This window comes from Lacipirellula limnantheis, from assembly GCF_007746075.1.
Lineage (GTDB): Bacteria > Planctomycetota > Planctomycetia > Pirellulales > Lacipirellulaceae > Lacipirellula > Lacipirellula limnantheis.
Genome location: NZ_CP036339.1, coordinates 3701230 through 3718888, shown reverse-complemented (window position 1 = coordinate 3718888; position 17659 = coordinate 3701230). Strand labels below are relative to the sequence as shown.

Annotated in this window: 15 protein-coding genes; 3 read left to right on the top strand and 12 right to left on the bottom strand. The window is 64.3% G+C overall.

All coding sequences use genetic code 11. The features are described 5' to 3' along the window. Positions 1-23: 23 nt before the first annotated feature. From I41_RS14295 to I41_RS14270, 6 genes are all read right to left on the bottom strand, one after another. Entirely contained in the window at positions 24-1319 is a 1296-nt protein-coding gene (locus tag I41_RS14295; RefSeq protein ID WP_145433408.1) for a metal ABC transporter permease, read from the bottom strand. Beyond that, positions 1316-2086 carry a metal ABC transporter ATP-binding protein gene (locus tag I41_RS14290; protein WP_145433406.1) on the bottom strand — a complete coding sequence of 257 codons (771 nt, stop codon included), beginning with the start codon at positions 2084-2086 and terminating at the stop codon, positions 1316-1318. Before I41_RS14290 ends, I41_RS14295 begins: the two co-directional genes overlap by 4 nt. A 161-nt stretch (positions 2087-2247) precedes the next feature. Further along, complete coding sequence (locus tag I41_RS14285; protein ID WP_145433404.1) at positions 2248-3240, bottom strand: metal ABC transporter solute-binding protein, Zn/Mn family; 993 nt, start codon at positions 3238-3240, stop codon at positions 2248-2250. Between the two features lie 129 nt (positions 3241-3369). Beyond that, on the bottom strand, positions 3370-3675 hold the full coding sequence (locus tag I41_RS14280; protein WP_145433402.1) for a hypothetical protein: 306 nt from the start codon (positions 3673-3675) through the stop codon (positions 3370-3372). 133 nt (positions 3676-3808) lie between these two features. After that, positions 3809-4819, bottom strand: coding sequence for a DUF1559 family PulG-like putative transporter (locus I41_RS14275; protein ID WP_145433400.1), 1011 nt, complete (start codon positions 4817-4819; stop codon positions 3809-3811). Positions 4820-5037: 218 nt separating this feature from the next. Next, entirely contained in the window at positions 5038-5844 is an 807-nt protein-coding gene (locus tag I41_RS14270) for a transporter (protein ID WP_145433398.1), read from the bottom strand. Positions 5845-6114: 270 nt separating this feature from the next. Here I41_RS14270 and mntR point away from each other — a divergent pair, with 270 nt between their 5' ends. Next, positions 6115-6537: a manganese-binding transcriptional regulator MntR gene (gene mntR / locus I41_RS14265; protein WP_145433396.1), complete on the top strand. Its 423-nt coding sequence runs from the start codon at positions 6115-6117 to the stop codon at positions 6535-6537. A gap of 189 nt (positions 6538-6726) precedes the next feature. Here mntR and I41_RS14260 read toward each other — a convergent pair whose 3' ends face one another. From I41_RS14260 to I41_RS14250, 3 genes are all read right to left on the bottom strand, one after another. Next, positions 6727-8778: a mu-protocadherin- cell-suface protein gene (locus I41_RS14260; protein WP_168206567.1), complete on the bottom strand. Its 2052-nt coding sequence runs from the start codon at positions 8776-8778 to the stop codon at positions 6727-6729. Then, positions 8775-9797 (bottom strand): YybH family protein, encoded by a 1023-nt coding sequence (locus tag I41_RS14255; protein ID WP_145433392.1) that lies wholly within the window; start codon positions 9795-9797, stop codon positions 8775-8777. The genes I41_RS14260 and I41_RS14255 overlap by 4 nt, the downstream gene beginning before the upstream one ends. Positions 9798-9938: 141 nt before the next feature. Next, a complete protein-coding gene (locus I41_RS14250) occupies positions 9939-11285 on the bottom strand; it encodes a replication-associated recombination protein A (protein ID WP_145433390.1) in 1347 nt (448 codons plus the stop codon). Positions 11286-11573: 288 nt separating this feature from the next. On the opposite strand from I41_RS14250, the gene sthA reads away from it, so the two are divergent. Together sthA and I41_RS14240 are read left to right on the top strand one after the other, a co-directional pair. After that, positions 11574-12989, top strand: a complete 1416-nt coding sequence (gene sthA, locus I41_RS14245; RefSeq protein ID WP_145433388.1) for a Si-specific NAD(P)(+) transhydrogenase — start codon at positions 11574-11576, stop codon at positions 12987-12989. An 84-nt stretch (positions 12990-13073) separates the two neighbouring features. Next, entirely contained in the window at positions 13074-13475 is a 402-nt protein-coding gene (locus tag I41_RS14240) for a gamma-glutamylcyclotransferase family protein (protein WP_145433386.1), read from the top strand. 4 nt (positions 13476-13479) lie between these two features. Here the strand turns inward: I41_RS14240 and I41_RS14235 are convergent, their stop codons facing one another. From I41_RS14235 to I41_RS14225, 3 genes are all read right to left on the bottom strand, one after another. Beyond that, a complete protein-coding gene (locus tag I41_RS14235; protein ID WP_210420952.1) occupies positions 13480-14697 on the bottom strand; it encodes an HDOD domain-containing protein in 1218 nt (405 codons plus the stop codon). Positions 14698-14975: 278 nt separating this feature from the next. Further along, positions 14976-16214, bottom strand: coding sequence for a M16 family metallopeptidase (locus I41_RS14230; RefSeq protein ID WP_145433382.1), 1239 nt, complete (start codon positions 16212-16214; stop codon positions 14976-14978). Between the two features lie 141 nt (positions 16215-16355). Then, complete coding sequence (locus I41_RS14225) at positions 16356-17633, bottom strand: M16 family metallopeptidase (RefSeq protein WP_145433380.1); 1278 nt, start codon at positions 17631-17633, stop codon at positions 16356-16358. Positions 17634-17659 lie beyond the last annotated feature (26 nt).

The following is a 17659-nucleotide window of genomic DNA, read 5'->3' as shown; positions in this document are numbered from 1 at the left end:
GTCGTGGTTCAATCCTCCACGGATTACGACGAGTTTCCTTCGCTGGCGAGATCGTGGGGCGATGCGGGGACTTCGGTGGCGATGGCCGGCAGGCGGCCTTCGCGGGCGAGGCGGGCTTCGAGTTCCAGCAGCAGCGATTCGGGGAGGAGATGCTCGACGGCGTCGGCGGAGCGATCGACGTGGTCGGGGGCCGAGCCGGCGAACTCCATCATGTAGATTTCCCACATGCGGTGGGTGCGGGTCGCTTCGGCGGCGCGGCGAAAGCCGAGGGGCGTGAGCGTGACCTGATCGCCGCGAACGGCGACGAGACCGCGGTTCTCGCTTTGATCGACGAGCCAGCGGAGCATCCAGGGTTGGGCGTAGCGGTGAGCCAGCAACTGCTGAAACGTGGTCGGCGCCAGGCGAGGGAAATTTGGTTCGTTGAGTTCGTAAAGCGAGCGGAGCAAGTGCTCGCGCGCGACGCGAAAGCGGAGGCGGGTTTCGTTCCAGACGCGGGCGACGACGCCTTGCTCAGGGGCGAACAGAATCGACGCGACGAAGAGCGCCGCCCCGGTGAGGACGATCGTGGGACCTGTCGGCAGGCCGGAGCTGAACCGCACGCCGACCGCGCCGGTCGTGGCGCCGATGACGCCGGCGAGGATCAACAGCACGTTGAAGCGGTTGGTCCACATCCGCGCGGTGGCGCCGGGGAGGATGATCATCGCGGCCATGAGAATGACGCCGACGATCGGCAGGCCGATGATCGTCACCAGGGCGACGGCGGTCATCATCGCGAGGTCGAGGGCGAGCGTGGGCCAGCCTTGCGACTTGGCGAACTCGTGGTCGAATGAGACGAGCTTGAATTCCTTGTAAAACAGCAGCACGAGCAGCAACACGCCGAGACCGACGCCGACGAGCGTATAGAGATCGCTGTCGACCATGTTGCCCGGCTCGCCGAAGATGTAGGAGCTGAGCCCCGCGCTGCCGCCGCCTAAGCTGGAGCGGGTGACGACCGAGAGGAGCACGATGCCGAGACCGAAGAAGCCGCTGAGCATGATGCCGATGGCAGCGTCTTCCTTGGTGCGGGTCCAGCGAACGACGAGCGTCATCAGGCCGATCGCGAGCAGGCCGCTGACGAGGGCGCCGATCGAGAGGCCGAGCAGATCGCGCGATCCGGTGATCGCGAAGGCGATGCAGACGCCTGGCAGCGACGCGTGGGCCAGCATGTCGCCGACGAGCGAACGGCGACGCAACACGGCGAACGTGCCGGCGACTCCCGCGGCGCCGCCGAGAAGCGCAGCGCCGATCGTCACCTTGTCGCTGAGGGAAAGGCCGGTCATCGTACGGGCTCGCGGTTGCGCATCGCTTCGGCCGCTTCGTCGAGAATGGTCAGCCGGCCGCCGTAGGTCTTCTGCATGTTCTCTGGCGTGAACGTATCGCCGACGGCGCCGCAAGCGACGAGCCGCATGTTGAGGAGGATCACCCAATCGAAATACTCACGGACGGTCTGCAAGTCGTGATGGACGACGAAGACCGTTTTGCCGGCGGAGCGCATCGACTGGAGCAGGTCGACGATGGCCGACTCGGTGGCGGCGTCGACGCCGGCGAAGGGTTCGTCGAGGAAGTAGACCTGGGCTTGCTCGGCAAGAGCCCGCGCCAAGAAAACTCGCTGCTGTTGGCCGCCGGAGAGCTGGCGAATCTGCCGGCGGGCGAAGGAGGCCATGCCGACTTGCTCGAGGCAGGCCTCGGCAAGTTCTCGCTCCGGGCGGCGCGGGCGACGGAACCAGCCGAGGCGGCCGTAGGTGCCCATCAGCACCACGTCGCGCACGGTGACGGGGAAGTCCCAGTCGACCGATTCACGCTGCGGGACATAGCCGACGAGATGGCGCTGGTCTTGATAAGGCTGGCCGTAGATTTCGACCTTGCCGCTGGCGAGGGGAACGAGGCCGAGCACTGCTTTGATGAGCGTTGTTTTGCCGGCGCCGTTGGGGCCGATGACGCCGACGAGTTTGCCCTCGGGGACTTGGAGGTCGACGTCCCACAACACCGGGCGGCGGTGGTAGGCGACCGTCATGTCGTGGATTTCTAGGGCGATGGAGGAAGGCATGGGAGTAGTTGAGTAGGTGTTTAGGTGAGTAAGTGAATGCGAGTTGTCATTACTTACACACTGAGACAACTACTCACCTTGAAACTTACTGCGAGATGGCGGTGCAAGTGAGTAGGTGAGTAAGTGGGGTGCCGTCTATCTCCACCTACTCACTCAAACACTTACTCACCCGCATTTACACGACTCAACGCGTCCGCAATCGTCTTCGCGTTATGCCGAATCATACCACCATAGTCGGCGGCGTCGCTATCGGGGGCGCCGAGGGCGTCGGCGTAGAGCTCGCCGCCGATTTGCAGGTCGAGGCCGGCGGCGCGGCAAGGTTCGACGAGCGAGGCGACCATTCGCGGCGCGACGGCTGACTCGACGAAGACGGCGGGGATTTGCCGCTCGATGAGCATGCGCTGAATCTCTTCTTGATGCTCCAGGTCTTTCTCTTCCTCGGTGCTAATGCCCTTGAGGCCGAAGACTTCGACGCCGAACCGCTTGCCGAAGTAACCGAAGGCGTCGTGGGCGGTGACGAGGACGCGGCGATCAGCCGGGATCTTGGCGATCTCGTCCTGGCAGAACTTGTCGACCGCTTTCAGTTCGGCTTGATAGGCGGCGGCGTTCTTCTGGTAGTCAGCGGCGTGGGCGGGGTCGAACTCGCTCAGGTTCTGCGCCACGTCGCTCGCGCAGTCGGCCCACAGCATGGGGTCGTGCCAGACGTGGGGATCGTAGAGGCCGGCGAACTCGGGGGGCTCGCGCAGACGCTGGTCGTGGCGAGATTGGAGGCCCTCGGTCACCGCAAACGTCGCTTTGGAGTCCGCCATTTTTTCAAAGAGCTGAGCCATGCGGCCTTCGAGATGGAGGCCGTTGTAGAAGATGGCGTCGGCGTTGGTGAGTTTGCGCACGTCGGACGCGACGGGACTGTAGAGATGCGGATCGACGCCGGGGCCCATCAGGCCTTCGACCTCGACATGATCGCCGCCGACGCGATGAACCATCTCCGCGACGGGGCCGGTCGTGGCAACGACCTTCATCGGGTACTGGCCGCTGAACTTGTGGGCTTGAGCGGCGTGGTCGTGATGGGCGGTGGATGATGCTTCGCTGCAGCCGAGGGCGGCAACTAACACGACCAGCCAACTGAAGGCGAACCAACTGCGGTTCATCAACATGCTTGAGCTACTTTCCTATGGCTATCTCCTTTGCGCCTTCGCGCCTTTGCGTGAGATCTTAATAAAGAATGTCTTACGCAAAGGCGCGAAGGCGCAAAGGGGGAATTGGAATACGGTTCTAATGGAGGGCTAAGAATTCTGACCCGCGATCAGTTCGCGGGCCATTTCCTGGGCATCGTACCACTCGCCGGCGGCGGCGACTTCGGCAATCTTGCGGAGGGCCGATTCTTCCTGCGGGCCGACGTTGCCGGCGGCGATCGACTCGGCCAAGACTTCTTCGAACTTGGCGAGGTGTTCGGCTGATTGGCGGTTGCAGGCGGCGTAGAGGGCCTTGGCGAGGTCGTAGCTGGGGCGTTCGAGCGGCGGGTGGTTGTTGCAGCCGGCGAAACTTATCGCCATGACGGCGATAAACAAATACCCCAACACGGCAGACATCAAATGCGCGTAGGCTGTGGGAGGCGTCTCCGACGCCGAAGCCGCCCGACATCTCGATCCGATCCCGTGCGCCATCCGTAGTCGGGATCGGAGACGCCTCCCGCAGGGATTTTCATTTGCACAACGTGTCACTTTAGAACGGGACATGGACGGACTCCTGTTCGGCGATGCTGGTCATGGCGGCGTACGTTTCGAGGTGGACGCCGTCGGCGACGAACTGGACCGAGGCGTCGCCCATCATCAGGTTGGCGCCGCCGGCATGTTCGGATTGCATCTGGCAGACGTGGAGCGTCGGGAAGTTCGGCGGATGGATGATCGGGTTGCCGAGGGCGTCGCGTTCGCCAGCGGCAGGGCCGCTATGGGCGAAGACGAGCGTCGCCGCTGATTCGGGAGCATTGTCGGGCGAGTCGAGCTTCGGATGGACGAAGGCTCCCGGCACGGCGCCGACCCAGGTCTTGTCGCTCAGCAGCGACGTGTGTTCGCCGAGGAACACGGTGTTGGTGAGGCCGTCGGTGACGTCTTTGATTTGGACCTTGGAGTTGCGATAGAAGGGGCCGTCAGCGAGACGCGAGACGTCGCCCTCGAAGTCGCCGGCGGGGCCTGACATCGCGCCCCAGCACGATTCTTGGCCATGGCTGGCGACGTAGTGGGAGCGGGAGAGTTCGATCTGCCGCCCGGCCTTCACCAGCGGGACGCCCGATTCGTCGACGACGACGAACGGATCGTTGCCGCCGGTGGCCGAGGGGCAAAGGAAGCCGGGAAGTCGCGTGCGGACGAGCGATTCGTACTGGGCGAGCCAGAGTGGCTGGTCGAGCGACGCTTGAGCCTGAATTGCGCCGAGTTCCATGTAGGGGAGCGCGAGGGCGCCCCACCCCCAGCCGGGCGCCGCGTCCCAGGTGACGGGGTCGGGCGACGGATCGGCCAGGCGATCGGAGAGGTAGCCAGCCGGAAACTGCCGCTGCGCCGCCTCGAAGTTGTGAAGCGACAGGCCGAGTTGCTTGAGGTTGTTGACGCACTGGGTGCGACGCGCCGCCTCGCGGGCCGCTTGCACGGCCGGCAGTAGGAGCGCGATCAGCACGCCGATGATGGCGATGGCGACCAGGAGTTCAACGAGCGTGAAACCCTTGGGCAAGCGACGCAACATAGCCAACTCCTTCGCAGCTGCCGCCGAGAGTGACGGACGCAATGTAGCACTGGCTACACTTCTGCGGGCAGTTTAGCCGTGGCTACATTGGGCGTCAAGCGGTCGGGGTGAACTTCCCCCATGAGCAATCTTCATTCTGAGCGGAGCGGAGAATCTGGCGACTCGCTTGGGATGCCAGATCCTTCGCTCCGCTCAGGATGACGCGCGTCGAGACGGCGCTACAGGCGCCAAGCGAATCCGCTGCCGGCGAAATAGTCGTCGGCGGCTTCGTTCAGACCGACGCCGTAGCGGATGTCGAGCTGCAGATTATCGTTCACCAGGAACGTCGTGCCGGCGTTGAAGTAGTTTTGCGTGTGGTCGACGTCGGCGCCGTCGAGGGCGCGGTTGGCCTGCGTCTCTCCGCCGGTAGAGATCACCTCGTTGACGTCCCAGCCATAGAGCCAGCCGAGGCCCGGGAGCGTTTCATCGCCGCCGAATTCCGTCGGACCGGTCGGCACGGTCATCTGCGGCAGCAGCGCCATTTCGGGAAGGAGTCCTTCCTGTCCGGTAAGGGCAACCTTAAAGCCGAGATAGAGAGGTTCGGCGCCGGTTCCGTCGGTGCGATTGCCCCCAAACTCGGTTTGGCCCACGGCCGCATAGTTCCAGGCGACGCGAGCTTCCAGCCACTCGGCGAAGATGCCGTAGCGGAACAGCGACTCGGGATACGAGTGGTTCGCCGTGCTCGATGCGGCATTGGCATCGTACGAGTAGGTGTAGCCGGCTTCGATTTGGAAGACGCCGAGGCCGACGGTGGACGACGCCTCGGTGAAGTCGGGGCGATCAGTGACCAGCGGCTCCGCTAGTTTTTCGGCGGCGTTTTTCGTATCGCCGCCGTCGCCGGCGCCCCAGCGAAAGAGGGTGTTCGCCTGGCCGAGCGCCTCGCCGGCAGCGGCGAGGCACAACCAAGCCGCAAGAACCGAAGTGGCGACGCCCTGCCGTAACGAAGAAGCCATCCAGGTCGAGCGGCGCGAATCGATTCGTTTCATTGGTTGGCTCCGGGCAGCGGCATCTTTGAAGCTGTGATTGATCAATCTCCAACGACGCCGAACCTGCCGGCCGGGCAACCAACTGCAACTTTCCGCGGGCTTGAGTACACTAGGGAGACGCTGTGGCGGCAAACGGCGACTCCGGGCTAGCAACCAAGATATCGGCGCGGGATCGCCTGGCCCTGAATCGCGATCGCCATTTTTGTAGCAATGGCTACACACACGGGACCGAACGTCGGCAGCGACAATTTCAACTCTTTCGTGCTAGCAATGAGCAAGACGCCCGCCATTTCCGACCGCCATCGCCGGACGCGGCACGACCACGCGCAAGAGACGGCCGAGGACTATGTGGAAGCGATTGACGAGGTGAACGGCTCGTCGGGGCGGTGTCGCGTGGTCGATTTGTCGCGGCAATTCGACGTCAGCCACGTGACCGTGACCAAGGTCATCGCCCGGCTGAAGCGCGAAGGACTGGTGACGAGCGAGCCGTATGGGCCGTTGGAACTAACGGAGGCGGGGCGGCAGTTGGCGGCGAAGTCGCGGCGCCAGCATGAGATCGTCTACCAGTTTCTGCTCGCCATCGGCGTCACGGAAAAGGTCGCGGCGATTGATACCGAAGGGATCGAGCACCACGTGAGCAAGCAGACGCTGGACTGCTTCCGGCGGTTGACGGAGCAGTTGCAGGGGAAGTAGGCGGTGTGCAGCGTGCACTGGGCAGTGGGCAGTGGGCAGTGGGCAGCGGATGCTGAGCAATGAACTGCAACGGCGCAAGCCGATAGCCGGACGGCCACGCCGTCCGGTGGGGCGACCGGATCGCGTGGCGATCCGGCTATTTGGGCCGATCGCGCGAGGGTTCTTGTCGCTCGTTAGCGAGAGATCTTACTACTGGGCGGGGGCTGCGGCTTTGGTCGCGCCGGTCGCTGCTCCTGTGCCGTCGTCTGGCGGCGGGTCGAGACGAACGAGCAGAAACGTTTCGGTTCGCGCGGTTCCGTAATGGACAAGCAACTGCGCCTCGGGCTGCGTCAGGTTATACAGGCCCGTCTCGGCAACGATGTTCTCGTTGTCGCCGATGCGGAACGCGACGCGCTGCGTCTCTTTGTCGACCTGGCCCTGGATCGCTTGCGTCTGGTCGGTGCTCGTGTTGTAGAGCGTGCCGCTGATGACGCCTTGCCGGTCGACGGCCAGTTGCAGGACGCGCGACGGATCGGTTTCCTTCTCGCTGGTGGAGAGGGCGAAGGTGCCGAGCGGCATCCACTCGGCGGCCTCGGCTTCCTCCTGGCTGGCGGGCGGCGGGACCGTGGCTAGCGCAGCCGCGCTCGCGGCAAAGTCGGCCGTCGAGGCGATTTGCTGCCCGCCGATGTAGACCGAGTTGTCCTGAAATGTGACGTTGCCGCCGGGGCCGTAGTCGTAGTAGATCGGCTGTTGCCAGTAGGCGGTTCCGGGAGTGCCCCAGACGAACCAATTGTTGAGGGCGCCCCACGTCGGAACGGTCCACCAGTAATTCCAACCGTTGTTGCCCCAGCCGTAGCCGTAGTGCCAGCCGTTCCAGTTGTTCCAGCGGCCGTTCCACCAGTTATTGTTGAACCAGCCGTTGTTCCAATAGTTGTGATGCCAGTTATTGCGGACGCCGTTGCCCCAATTATTGCGATCGTTGACCCAGTCGGGGCGCGGCCGCCACCAATCGCTGCCCGGGCGATTGATCACCGTATTCCAGTTGTTGTTGATGTTGTTGATCGTGCCGTTGTTGATATTCGACCAACCGGGCCGCGTATGAATGGCGTTGGTCCAGCCGGGGCGATTCGACCAGTTGTCGTCGCCTGGACGCCATGGTCGATTGCCGTCACCGGGTCGGCCCGGTCGATCGCCCTCGCCAGGACGGCCTGGTCGATCGCCCTCGCCTGGGCGACCAGGACGGTTTCCTTCTCCCGGTCTCCCGGGAAGATTTCCGTCGCCGGGTCTGCCGGGGCGGTTCCCCTCGCCAGGACGGCCGGGTAGGTTGCCATCGCCCGGCCGTCCGCCGGGGCGGGTGAGGTCGCCGGGTAGAGTTCCCGGTCGAGTGACGGGACGATTTTCGGCCAGGCCGCCATCGCCGGGACGATTGCCGGCGCCGGGCCGGCCCCCTGGGCCGGGTGAAATCGGACGATTCATTCCCAAAAAGTCGCCCAAGTCGCCGGCGGAGGGACCGCCGGGGCGCGTGCCGGGACGAGTTCCGGCGCCTTGGCCGGGCCGGTTGCCGGCGAAATTGGGACGATCGCCGGGCGTCGGTCGCGTACCAGGGGCGGGCCGAGTGCCAGCGCCGGGGCGTTCGACGCCGCCGGGACGAGTGCCGGGCTGCGGGCGTTGCCCGCCCGGCGTCCCCCCAAGCTGCGGACGATCGCCGCCGGGACGGCTGCCGCTGGGAAATTCAAAGCTGGGCCGTCCCGATCCGCCGGCGCCGCCCGGGCGCGTCGAGGGACGGCTCGCGCCAACGCTGGGCAAGCTGGTGTCGGGGCGCGAAGCGGAACCGCCGCCGCCAAAGTTGGGGCGATTTCCAGCGCCGCCGTACGATGGCATGCTAGGGCGCATCCCGCCGGAGGGGCGATTCATGTTGGGCGTCGAGGGACGCGTGGTCGGCATGGACGGACGCTGCATGCCGCCGCCGCCGCCGCCGCCGCCCGCCGGGCGACTCATCGACGGGCCGCTCGGGGCTGGGCGACTGACAGCCGGCCGCGAACTCGACATGTGCGGGACGCTGGTGGGTCGCGACATCCCGCCGCCCCCGCCGCCGCGCATGGCACCGCCGCCGCCTCCTCCCATGCGCGCACCGCCGCCGCCGCCGCCGTGGCCGCCGCCGAAGCCCCCGCCCCCTCCGCCGCCAGGGCGAGCCGTTGCTTGGTCTAGCGACATGACCCCAATCAGGCAGGCCGCCAAGAATATCGTGGTGAGCTTCCTCATCGCGCCGCTCCTGTCGCTGGGGCTGCAGCAGCCGGTGACGCGGCGGCAGCGGTCGTTTCGGCGACGCGCTTCATCGTTACCGGGTCGGCGGTCGGCTCTAGTACGCCGTCGATTTCCTTGGCGATCGTCTGAACGGTGACCGTGTCGGCGTCAATCTGCGTGATGACCTGCGTCCCCGACGCGAGCCGACCGTCGGCGAGCGTCTCCGACTTGCGGACGATCCACTCGGCGCCGTTTTTCGACCAGACCCCTTCGCCGAATGACCCGTCGGAGTTGAACGTCCACGACCGAATTTGCTTCGCGGCCGGATCCCAACCGATGATCTGCTGACCTTGGAACGGCTCTTCATCTTCACGAATGACGTCGTATGAGCGGATGAGAAACGCCTCGCTGGGGGACCAGCGCATGACGGAACTGACGGTTGCCGTGTCGGATTCGTCTTGCCAGGCGCCGACCATCCACTCGAGCGGCTGCAAGGCTTGCCGCGGCGTTTCGGGGGTCGGCAGGTCGGACTCGTGAACGGTGTCGAGGAGCCACTTGCCGTCTTGCTTCACGAAAATAGCGCTGTAGGCGGAGACCGCCGGTTCGACATTTGGCACGACGACGGTGGTGACGCCGTCGACGATCGCCGTATCGCCGCCAATCACGCGAACAGCGTCGATGCCGCCGCTGAGCTCAATCTCCGGGGTCGCGGCGAAGACTTTGGCAAAATCCGTCGCGAGGGCCTCGCGCCCGGATGAACGCTCGCCCGTTTCCTTGTTCACATACGTGCCGGTCGGCGACCAGAGATCGAGGAGCGCCTCTGAATCGTGCCGATTGAAGGCTTCGATGTAGGCGGCCATTGCTTGTTGCACCGCGACCGTGTCGTCAGCCGCCGGCGGCGCCGACTTCGAAGCGGCCGCGGGAGGGGTTGGAGACGTCTGCGAAGGCTTGGTCGGCGCCGACGCTGCCGGTTGCTGAGCTTGAACGACGGGGGCGACCAACGCCGCGCAGAGTGCGGCGACCGCGAATCGTGACATGTGAAAGCTCCCCAGCGGCCAACGGCCGCGACTGTGACGTTGAAGAAGAGGCTCGGGCGGAGGCGAGTCCGCAGGCAGCCCCTACAAGCTTGCCACTTACGGGTGCGGTTCGTCAAGAAAATCCAGCAAAATCGGTGGGATTTATTCCGGGGGAGATGGGGATTGGGACGACTTGCGGGCTTGGCGAAGCGTGCTACGGATCGATTCCAGGCGAACCGCTAACTCTGCCTCGAAACCGCGATCGACCGGGCGGTAGTACTCGCGCTCGACGCCGAGATAGTCCTGGGCGGCGACGCCGCCCGGGGCGTCGTGGGCATATTCGTAGCCGGCGCCATGACCGAGGCGTTTGGCGCCGGCATAGTGACCGTCGCGCAGGTGAGTCGGCACTGGAACGAGCCGTCCCTCGCGTACGTCGCCGCGAGCTTCGCCAATCGCGATCGTGGCGGCATTTGATTTGGGCGCGCAGGCGAGGTAGGCGACGCACTGCGCCAGCGAAAGCTGGCACTCCGGCAGGCCGACGAACTCGCACGCCTGCATCGTGGCGACGGCGATGGCGAGCGCCTGGGGATCGGCATTGCCGACGTCCTCGCTTGCCAGAATGACGAGCCGACGGCAGAGGAAGCGAACGTCCTCTCCCCCTTCGAGCATGCGGGCGAGCCAGTACATGCCCGCGTCGGGATCGCTGCCACGGATGGATTTGATCAGGGCGCTGATCGAATCGTAGTGAGAATCGCCGTTGGCGTCGTATTGAATCGCTTTCCGCTGGACGCTCTCGGCAGCGAGGTCGCGGGTGAAACGAATGGGCCGCTCGTCGGAAGACAGAACGCCGATTTCGAGAGCGGAAAGCGCCTGACGCGCGTCGCCGTCGGACACTTGGGCGAGAAACTCCAGGGCGTCGTCGTCGGCTTCAATCGGCAGTCGGCCAAGGCCGTTTTGCTTGTCGGCAATGGCGCGGCGCAGGACCTGCTTGACGTCGTCGACGCCGAGGGGCTGGAATTCGAAGACGCGTGAGCGGCTCACGAGCGCATCGTTCACCGCGAAAAAGGGATTGGCGGTGGTGGCGCCGACCAGGATCACTGCGCCCTCCTCCACGTCGGGCAGCAAGGCGTCTTGCTGGGCTTTGTTGAACCGGTGGATCTCGTCGATGAACAACAGCGTCCGCGTCGCCTCCGCGGAGAGGGCGTCGCGGGCTTCGTCGAGAACGGCGCGCAGTTCCTTCACGCCGCTGGTCACCGCATTGAGTTGCCGAAAGCGAGCGCGCGTTTCGCGCGCCAGGAGGTGTGCCAGCGTCGTCTTGCCGGTGCCGGGAGGACCGTAGAACAACAGGGCCGTCAGGCGGTCGGCCTTGATCAAGCGCCGGAGCAGCTTTCCTTCGCCCAGGAAGTGCTGCTGCCCGGCGAACTCGGCGAGCGTCCGCGGGCGCATGCGCGCGGCGAGGGGTTGCGCGGTGCGGCGATTTTCAGCTTCGGCGGCTTCGAAGAGGGACATGGCGGCGTGCGGCGCTCGATGTGACGACTAACCGAGGATGGCCCGCCATTGTATACTTTGGTTCCCACCTGGCGGCAGACGCCGCACGACCGGTACGACCGGCCGCCCTTACGCCCCTTGCCCGTCCGGTAGTAACGGCAAAGTTTTCCTGCTTGAAGTCGGCCCAGAGGATGGGCCGATTTCCACGATGCGGCGGCAAAGGCTAGCCTTGGCGCCGTAAAGTCCAGCCATGGGCTGCGAATCCCTCCCCTAACCCCTCCCTTGAAGCGAGGGGGACATTGGCGTGTCATGAAGCAATACGACTGCATCATCATTGGTACCGGTCCCGCCGGGCAAAAGGGCGCGATCCAGGCGGCGAAGCTCGGCAAGCGGGTCGCCATCATCGAGAAGAACTCGGTCCTGGGCGGGGCTCAGATCAACACGGGAACGATTCCGTCGAAGGCGCTCCGCGAGGCGGCACTCTATCTGACGGGCGCCAATCAGCGGGGACTGTTCGGCAGCACTCACCACGTCAAGAAGAACATCACGATCGCCGACCTGACCGCCATTTCGCAGCAAGTGATCCGGCACGAGTGGGAAGTGATCCGCAAGCAGTTCGAGCGGAACGGCGTCGAACTCATATGGGGCCGGGCGGAGTTCGAAGGTCCGCACGAAGTGCGGATTCAGACGGCGGACGCGACCGAAATCATCGCCGCCGACAAATTCCTGCTGGCGGTCGGGACGAAGCCGGCGCGGCCTTCGCACGTGCCGTTCAATGAACACACGATTTTTACCAGCGACGAGATTGTCTGCCTCGATCACCTGCCCAAGACGATGATCGTCGTGGGGGGCGGCGTGATCGGCACGGAGTACGCCTGCATCATGGCGACGCTGGGCGTGCGCGTCACTTTGGTGGAGGGAAGCAATCGGCTGCTGGGCTTCCTCGACCGCGAGATCAGCGACGCCTTCCAGTATCACATGCGGCAGAAGGGAATCACGCTGCGGCTCGGCGAGAAGGTGAGCAAGATCGAGGAAGTCGAAATTGAAACCGGCCGCTTCCGCCACTTGGTGCAAGCGCAGCTTGAATCGGGCAAGACGCTGCGGGCCGAAACGCTCTTGTACGCCGTCGGCCGCCAGGGCGTTTGCAAGTCGCTCGGACTCGACCGGGTTGGCATCGAATTCGACGATCGCGAACGGCTGATCGTCAACGAGCAGTATCAAACCAACGTCGACTACGTGTACGCCGCCGGCGACGTCATCGGCTTCCCCTCGCTCGCGTCGACGGCAATGGAACAAGGTCGCCGGGCCATTTGCCACGCCTTCGGCGTGTGCGACGTCGGCAACTACAACACGAGTCTTTTTCCATACGGCATCTATGCCGTGCCGGAGATCTCGATGGTCGGCAAGACCGAAGAGCAGCTGACCACGGAAGGCATTCCTTACGAATCAGGGATCGCTCACTACCGCGAGATTGCCCGCGGCAAGCTACTGGGCGACGACTCTGGCATGCTGAAGCTGCTGATCCATCAGGAGACGCATAAGATTCTCGGCGTCCACGCCATCGGCACCGGGGCTACCGAGCTGATTCATATCGGCCAGGCGGTGATGGCCCTCAATGGCGACGCCGAGTTTTTTATCAACAACGTGTTCAACTTCCCGACGCTCGCCGAGTGTTACAAAGTGGCGGCGTATAACGGGCTCAATAAGTTGAATCATGTGCGGTAGCGGGCAGCGAACCGAGGTCGCTGTCTTTCCAACGGAGTTCACGCGTCGGCGGAGCCACGCCCCTCGATCCTGCTTAACCTCGCGATGAATCTCTTCGCTTACGGCACGTTGATGTTCCCGGAAATTTGGGAGCGGGTCGTCGGTGACGAGTTTCGCGCTGCACCGGCGACAGTGCGCGGTATGGCGGTCTATCGCGCGGCGGGGCAACTCTTTCCCGTCATGGTTGCCAGTGAGTCGACTGAGTGCGCCGCCGGGATAGTGGTCTTCGATCTCTCGCCGCGAGTCTTCGAGACACTCGACGCCTATGAGTCGGACTTCTACGAGCGAATCGAGTTACACGTCGAATTGGACGATGGGCGGATGCTGGCAGCGCAGACCTACTTGCTGCCGGATCGACTCCGCGATGTTGCGAGCGACGAGCGCTGGACGGCCGAGTGGTTCCGACGCGAGGCGCTGGAGCGTTACCTGCGGCAAAACGGCTGGTGAGCCGCTACGAATGGCACGTCGCCAGGCCGACGGCGATCGCTTCCCATTCGGAGATCCGGCGTTCGCAGCGGAGGCGGGCGAGATAGCGGCGGTCGTATTTTGCCGCCATGCGCAGCGATTCGGGATCTTCATTGCCTTCGACGGTGGCGTGCACGAGGGCGTTGGCCACGTGCACGGCCGTGAGGGGCGAGAACTCCGTCCCTTCGTGGGCGCTCGGATCGTGGTGAAGGGCCACCGCTTCGATCAACTCTTGAGGCAAGCCCCACAGCCCCAGCAGATAGCCGCCGATGTCGGCGTGGGACGCCGAGAATTGATCGAGTTCGGCGTTGAGCAGCGGCAGATCGGCGGTCTCCGCGGCCATGCAGACCTGAGCGTATTCGAGACCGAAATAATCGGCCAGCACCAGTTTGCCAATGTCGTGGAGAATCCCCGCGAGCATCGCGTTGTCGGCCTGATCGCGATCAAGGCCTTCCGCCTCGGCGAGCTTCTTGGCCAGACAACCGACGGCCAGGCTGTGCTCCAGCACTTGAGAGGCAAGCGCGGCGGGGACGCGCGACTCTTCCAGCTGGCGGAAGACGCCGGCAGACAACACGAGCGGCTTCAAGGCGTTGAGCCCGAGCAGCGCCGCGGCGTGGTGGACGTCTTTGACGTGGACGGTAAGCCCGAAAAACGAGCTGTTGACCAGTTGCAGCACCTTCGCCGTCATCGCGACGTCGGAACCGATCAACTCGGCCACCCGGTGGACCGAGGCGTTAGGATCGCGCAATTCGCGCATTAGCTCGACGAACACCGCCGGCAATGAGGGCAGCGTGCTGATCTGCGACACCAGCGCCTTGAGTCCGGGCTTCGAGAGTCGCTTGCCGATGATGCCGGCGCGAGCGATGGAATCGCGGAACAGGACAGGATCGACTGGCTTGGCCAGATATTGGTGGGCCGGGCCCATCGACCGCAGCAGTTCGTTGTGTTCGGCCTGATTGCAAACCAGCAGGCGAATGGCATCGGGATAGAGATCCCGCACGCAGGCGAGGAGTTCGCCGCCGTCGGCGCCGGGCATTTTCAGATCGGCCACGACGACGTCGTACGCCTCGAGCGACAGCGCATCGAGCGCGGGCTCGGGCCCGAAGCAAAACTTCATTTGCCAATCGCTGCGATACCCGCGGAGCAGCCGCTGCGTCCGGTACAGTGCCTCCGCGTCGTCGTCTACGATGAGTACCCGCAGCATCGTCATGATCTCAGAAGGTGCATTCGGATCAGGCGCTAGCGCCGTCGTCGGTTCGCCGCGGAAGACTCCGCTGCGCGGCAAATGTTTACTCGAAGCATAGCTTCTGAAGCGGACCGCCGCGGCGCCGGCTGGGCCAAGCGAGGCGATTTTGACGGCGGGGCGCTGCCCGTCCCTGGCGTCGTACCTCGACAACGCCTAGCTGGCGGGGAGGTAGCGGTTGTAGCGAGGAACCCGTCTTGAGGGCGCCGGGGACCGCCGGCGGCGACGGCGCCAACGTTCTAGGCGAGAGGCTCGAGCTCTTGAAGCGGGCCGATGGAAACCGTCGTTGCGCGCGTGAGGGGATACTTTTTTAACTCTGCGTGGAGGTCGTCGAGCGCGACGCCGTCGAGCGTCGCGAGGTCGTTCGTCACCGAGCGATATTCGCGCCGCTGCATCCAATTTCCGCCGACGTTGAACAGCCGGTTGCGAGGCCGCTCGCTGCCCAGCACGACGCGGGCCTTGACTTTGCTGCGCGCTTGGCGCAATTCTTCGTCGGTAAAACCGTCTTGCTCCGCGTTCGCATACACCTCGCGGAGCTTGGCGAAATTCTCGGCCGCGTCATCGGGCGCGCAACTGAGCCAGGTGTAGAGCATGCCAAGGCCCTGGTATTCGTAGTGCCCCAGGCTGGCGGTCTCGGCGATGCCGGGATCGACCAGTTCCCAATAAAGTCGGCTGCCCGAGTCGTCGCCCAGTATCGTGGCCAGCAATTTTGCGGCGTAGCGATCGGCGTCTTCGCTCGCGGGACCATCGGCGAGTTGCAGGATGTACTGCTGCGTCGATGATTCGCGGACGACCGATTCGAAGGCGGGCTTGGAAGCGGGCTTGGGCAATTCACGGGTCGCGGCGCGTGGTTCCCAGTGGCCGCAGCGGGCTTCGACTTGCTTGACGAGCTGGTCGAAGTCGACCTTGCCGGCCGCCGCGACGAAGACGTTGCTCGGGCAGTAGCGCGACTCGAAGTAGGTCCGCATCTGGTCGACCGACAGGGCGCCGATCGTCTCGCAAGTGCCGAGGACGCTGCGGGCCATCGGATGTCTCCCGAAATGGAGCGCCTTGATGTGATCGTCCATGCCGAATGGCGGTTGGTCGGCGTACATCTGGATCTCTTCCAGGATGACCTTCTTCTCCATGTTGAAATCGTCGTCGCGGAGGCTCGGCCGCAGGATGTCTGCCAAGAGGTCGATGCTCGGCTCCTGATACTCGGGGAGCACCGAAGCGTAATAGACCGTGTTCTCTTCGCTGGTGAAGGCGTTGTAGTGAGCGCCGATCTCGTCGAAATCGCGATTGACGTCTTCGGCCGTGCGGCGCGGCGTCCCCTTGAAGACCATGTGTTCGAGGAAATGACTCACGCCGGCGACTTCATCGGTTTCGTCGCGAGCGCCGGTGCGGACGAAAAAGCCAACCCCCAGCGAGTGGGCCAAATCGTTGCACTCGGCGACGATCTCTAGTCCGTTGTCGAGCGTGGCACTGCGAAACTTCACGGCGGTATCCAATTGTTACTTCTTCAGATCCGGGGAACTAACCACGACGACACAACGGACACGACGAAAGACAAGAGATCATTCGGTCTGCATTTCCGTCGTGCTCGTCGTGCCGTCGTGGTTCAATTCGTATTTGCAAATCTAAACGGGAATCTTCAGAGCCTGCGGGCCGAGCGTGGCGAAGGTGAAATTGTTCGGCGGGTGCTCGTCGAGGTAGGCGTTGATGCTGTGGGCGGACAGTTCGTCGACCTGGCGGCCGAGTTCGTCGAGCGTTCTGACGCGGGCCAAGTGATACCAGTCGCGAGCGATCGAACCGCTGCGGGCCGAGGTCGATTCCTGCTGCATGATCAGCCCGCTCTTGATGCGGGCCTTGAGCCGTTGAAGTTCCGATTGCAGCACCCCCTCGCGGAGGCGGATGAGCTCGCCGTAGGTTACGTCGAGCGTTTCCTGAGCGCGCTCAGACGTGGTGCCGGCGTAACACATGACGCTGGCACGCGCGCGCTGCGTTTGAAGCGACGCGCTAACGCTGTAGCAAAGCCCGCGCTTTTCGCGGACTTCGGTGAAGAGCCGCGAGCTCATGCCGCCGGACAGCACGCCCACCGCGGCCCAGGCCTGCAGGTATTTCGGGTCGCTGTAAGGAACGCTGGGGAACGAAATGCCGATGTGGCACTGGTTGCCTTCGAAGTCGATGTGCGGCGATAGCTTTTCGCGTTGGGCTTCGAGCGGTTTGGCGGATTCGACCGGCTCCCAGGCGCCGAATTGCGATTCGACGAGTTCCACGAGCTGATCCCAATCGATTTTGCCGGCGACGCCGAGGATGGCGCCGTTGGGGCGATAGTGCGCGGACCACTGCGTCTTGATATCCGCGGCGGTTGACGCCTCGACGCCCGACTCGTCGCCGTGGCTGGTGCGGCCCCACGGTTCCAGGTAGGTGCGGCGGCGCAACTCGTCCATCAGCTTTTGCGATGGCTCGTCCTCGACGCCGTGGATTTCTTGCAGACAGACCATCTTGGCGGCGTCGAGTTGCTCGGCGGGTAGCTGCGGACGCAAGACGATGTCGGCGTAGATTGCCAAGGCATCCAGCAGGTTGTCGGCAAGGGTGGCGCCGCTGAAGCTTGTTTGCGAGATGCCGACGGACTCTCCACGTTCGACGCCGAGCACTTCCAAATCATTGATCAGGGCGCGACTATCGCGGTCGCCGGCCCCGCGCATGACCATATCGCAGAGCATGTTTGAGAGACCGAGACGGCTGGCGGGGTCGTTGCTCGACCCACACGGAACCATGAGGGTAAAGGCGGCCGACTCGGCCGTCGCCACGGGTTCGGCCAGCAGAACGAGGCCATTGGCCAACTGGTGGGTTTCGACCGTCCGTCGCTGGACTTGGCTGGGCGAGGTACTGGAATGGCTCGATGCGGGCATGCGGGATCTCCCCTCCCTGTGGCGGG

What these genes read in the sequence shown, in the direction of transcription:
- I41_RS14295 (WP_145433408.1), bottom strand. Translation starts at nt 1,319, where the DNA reads ATGACCGGCCTTTCCCTCAGCGACAAGGTGACGATCGGCGCTGCGCTT.
- I41_RS14290 (WP_145433406.1), bottom strand. Translation starts at nt 2,086, where the DNA reads ATGCCTTCCTCCATCGCCCTAGAAATCCACGACATGACGGTCGCCTAC.
- I41_RS14285 (WP_145433404.1), bottom strand. Translation starts at nt 3,240, where the DNA reads ATGTTGATGAACCGCAGTTGGTTCGCCTTCAGTTGGCTGGTCGTGTTA.
- I41_RS14280 (WP_145433402.1), bottom strand. Translation starts at nt 3,675, where the DNA reads ATGTCTGCCGTGTTGGGGTATTTGTTTATCGCCGTCATGGCGATAAGT.
- I41_RS14275 (WP_145433400.1), bottom strand. Translation starts at nt 4,819, where the DNA reads ATGTTGCGTCGCTTGCCCAAGGGTTTCACGCTCGTTGAACTCCTGGTC.
- I41_RS14270 (WP_145433398.1), bottom strand. Translation starts at nt 5,844, where the DNA reads ATGAAACGAATCGATTCGCGCCGCTCGACCTGGATGGCTTCTTCGTTA.
- mntR (WP_145433396.1), top strand. Translation starts at nt 6,115, where the DNA reads ATGAGCAAGACGCCCGCCATTTCCGACCGCCATCGCCGGACGCGGCAC.
- I41_RS14260 (WP_168206567.1), bottom strand. Translation starts at nt 8,778, where the DNA reads ATGAGGAAGCTCACCACGATATTCTTGGCGGCCTGCCTGATTGGGGTC.
- I41_RS14255 (WP_145433392.1), bottom strand. Translation starts at nt 9,797, where the DNA reads ATGTCACGATTCGCGGTCGCCGCACTCTGCGCGGCGTTGGTCGCCCCC.
- I41_RS14250 (WP_145433390.1), bottom strand. Translation starts at nt 11,285, where the DNA reads ATGTCCCTCTTCGAAGCCGCCGAAGCTGAAAATCGCCGCACCGCGCAA.
- sthA (WP_145433388.1), top strand. Translation starts at nt 11,574, where the DNA reads ATGAAGCAATACGACTGCATCATCATTGGTACCGGTCCCGCCGGGCAA.
- I41_RS14240 (WP_145433386.1), top strand. Translation starts at nt 13,074, where the DNA reads ATGAATCTCTTCGCTTACGGCACGTTGATGTTCCCGGAAATTTGGGAG.
- I41_RS14235 (WP_210420952.1), bottom strand. Translation starts at nt 14,697, where the DNA reads ATGCTGCGGGTACTCATCGTAGACGACGACGCGGAGGCACTGTACCGG.
- I41_RS14225 (WP_145433380.1), bottom strand. Translation starts at nt 17,633, where the DNA reads ATGCCCGCATCGAGCCATTCCAGTACCTCGCCCAGCCAAGTCCAGCGA.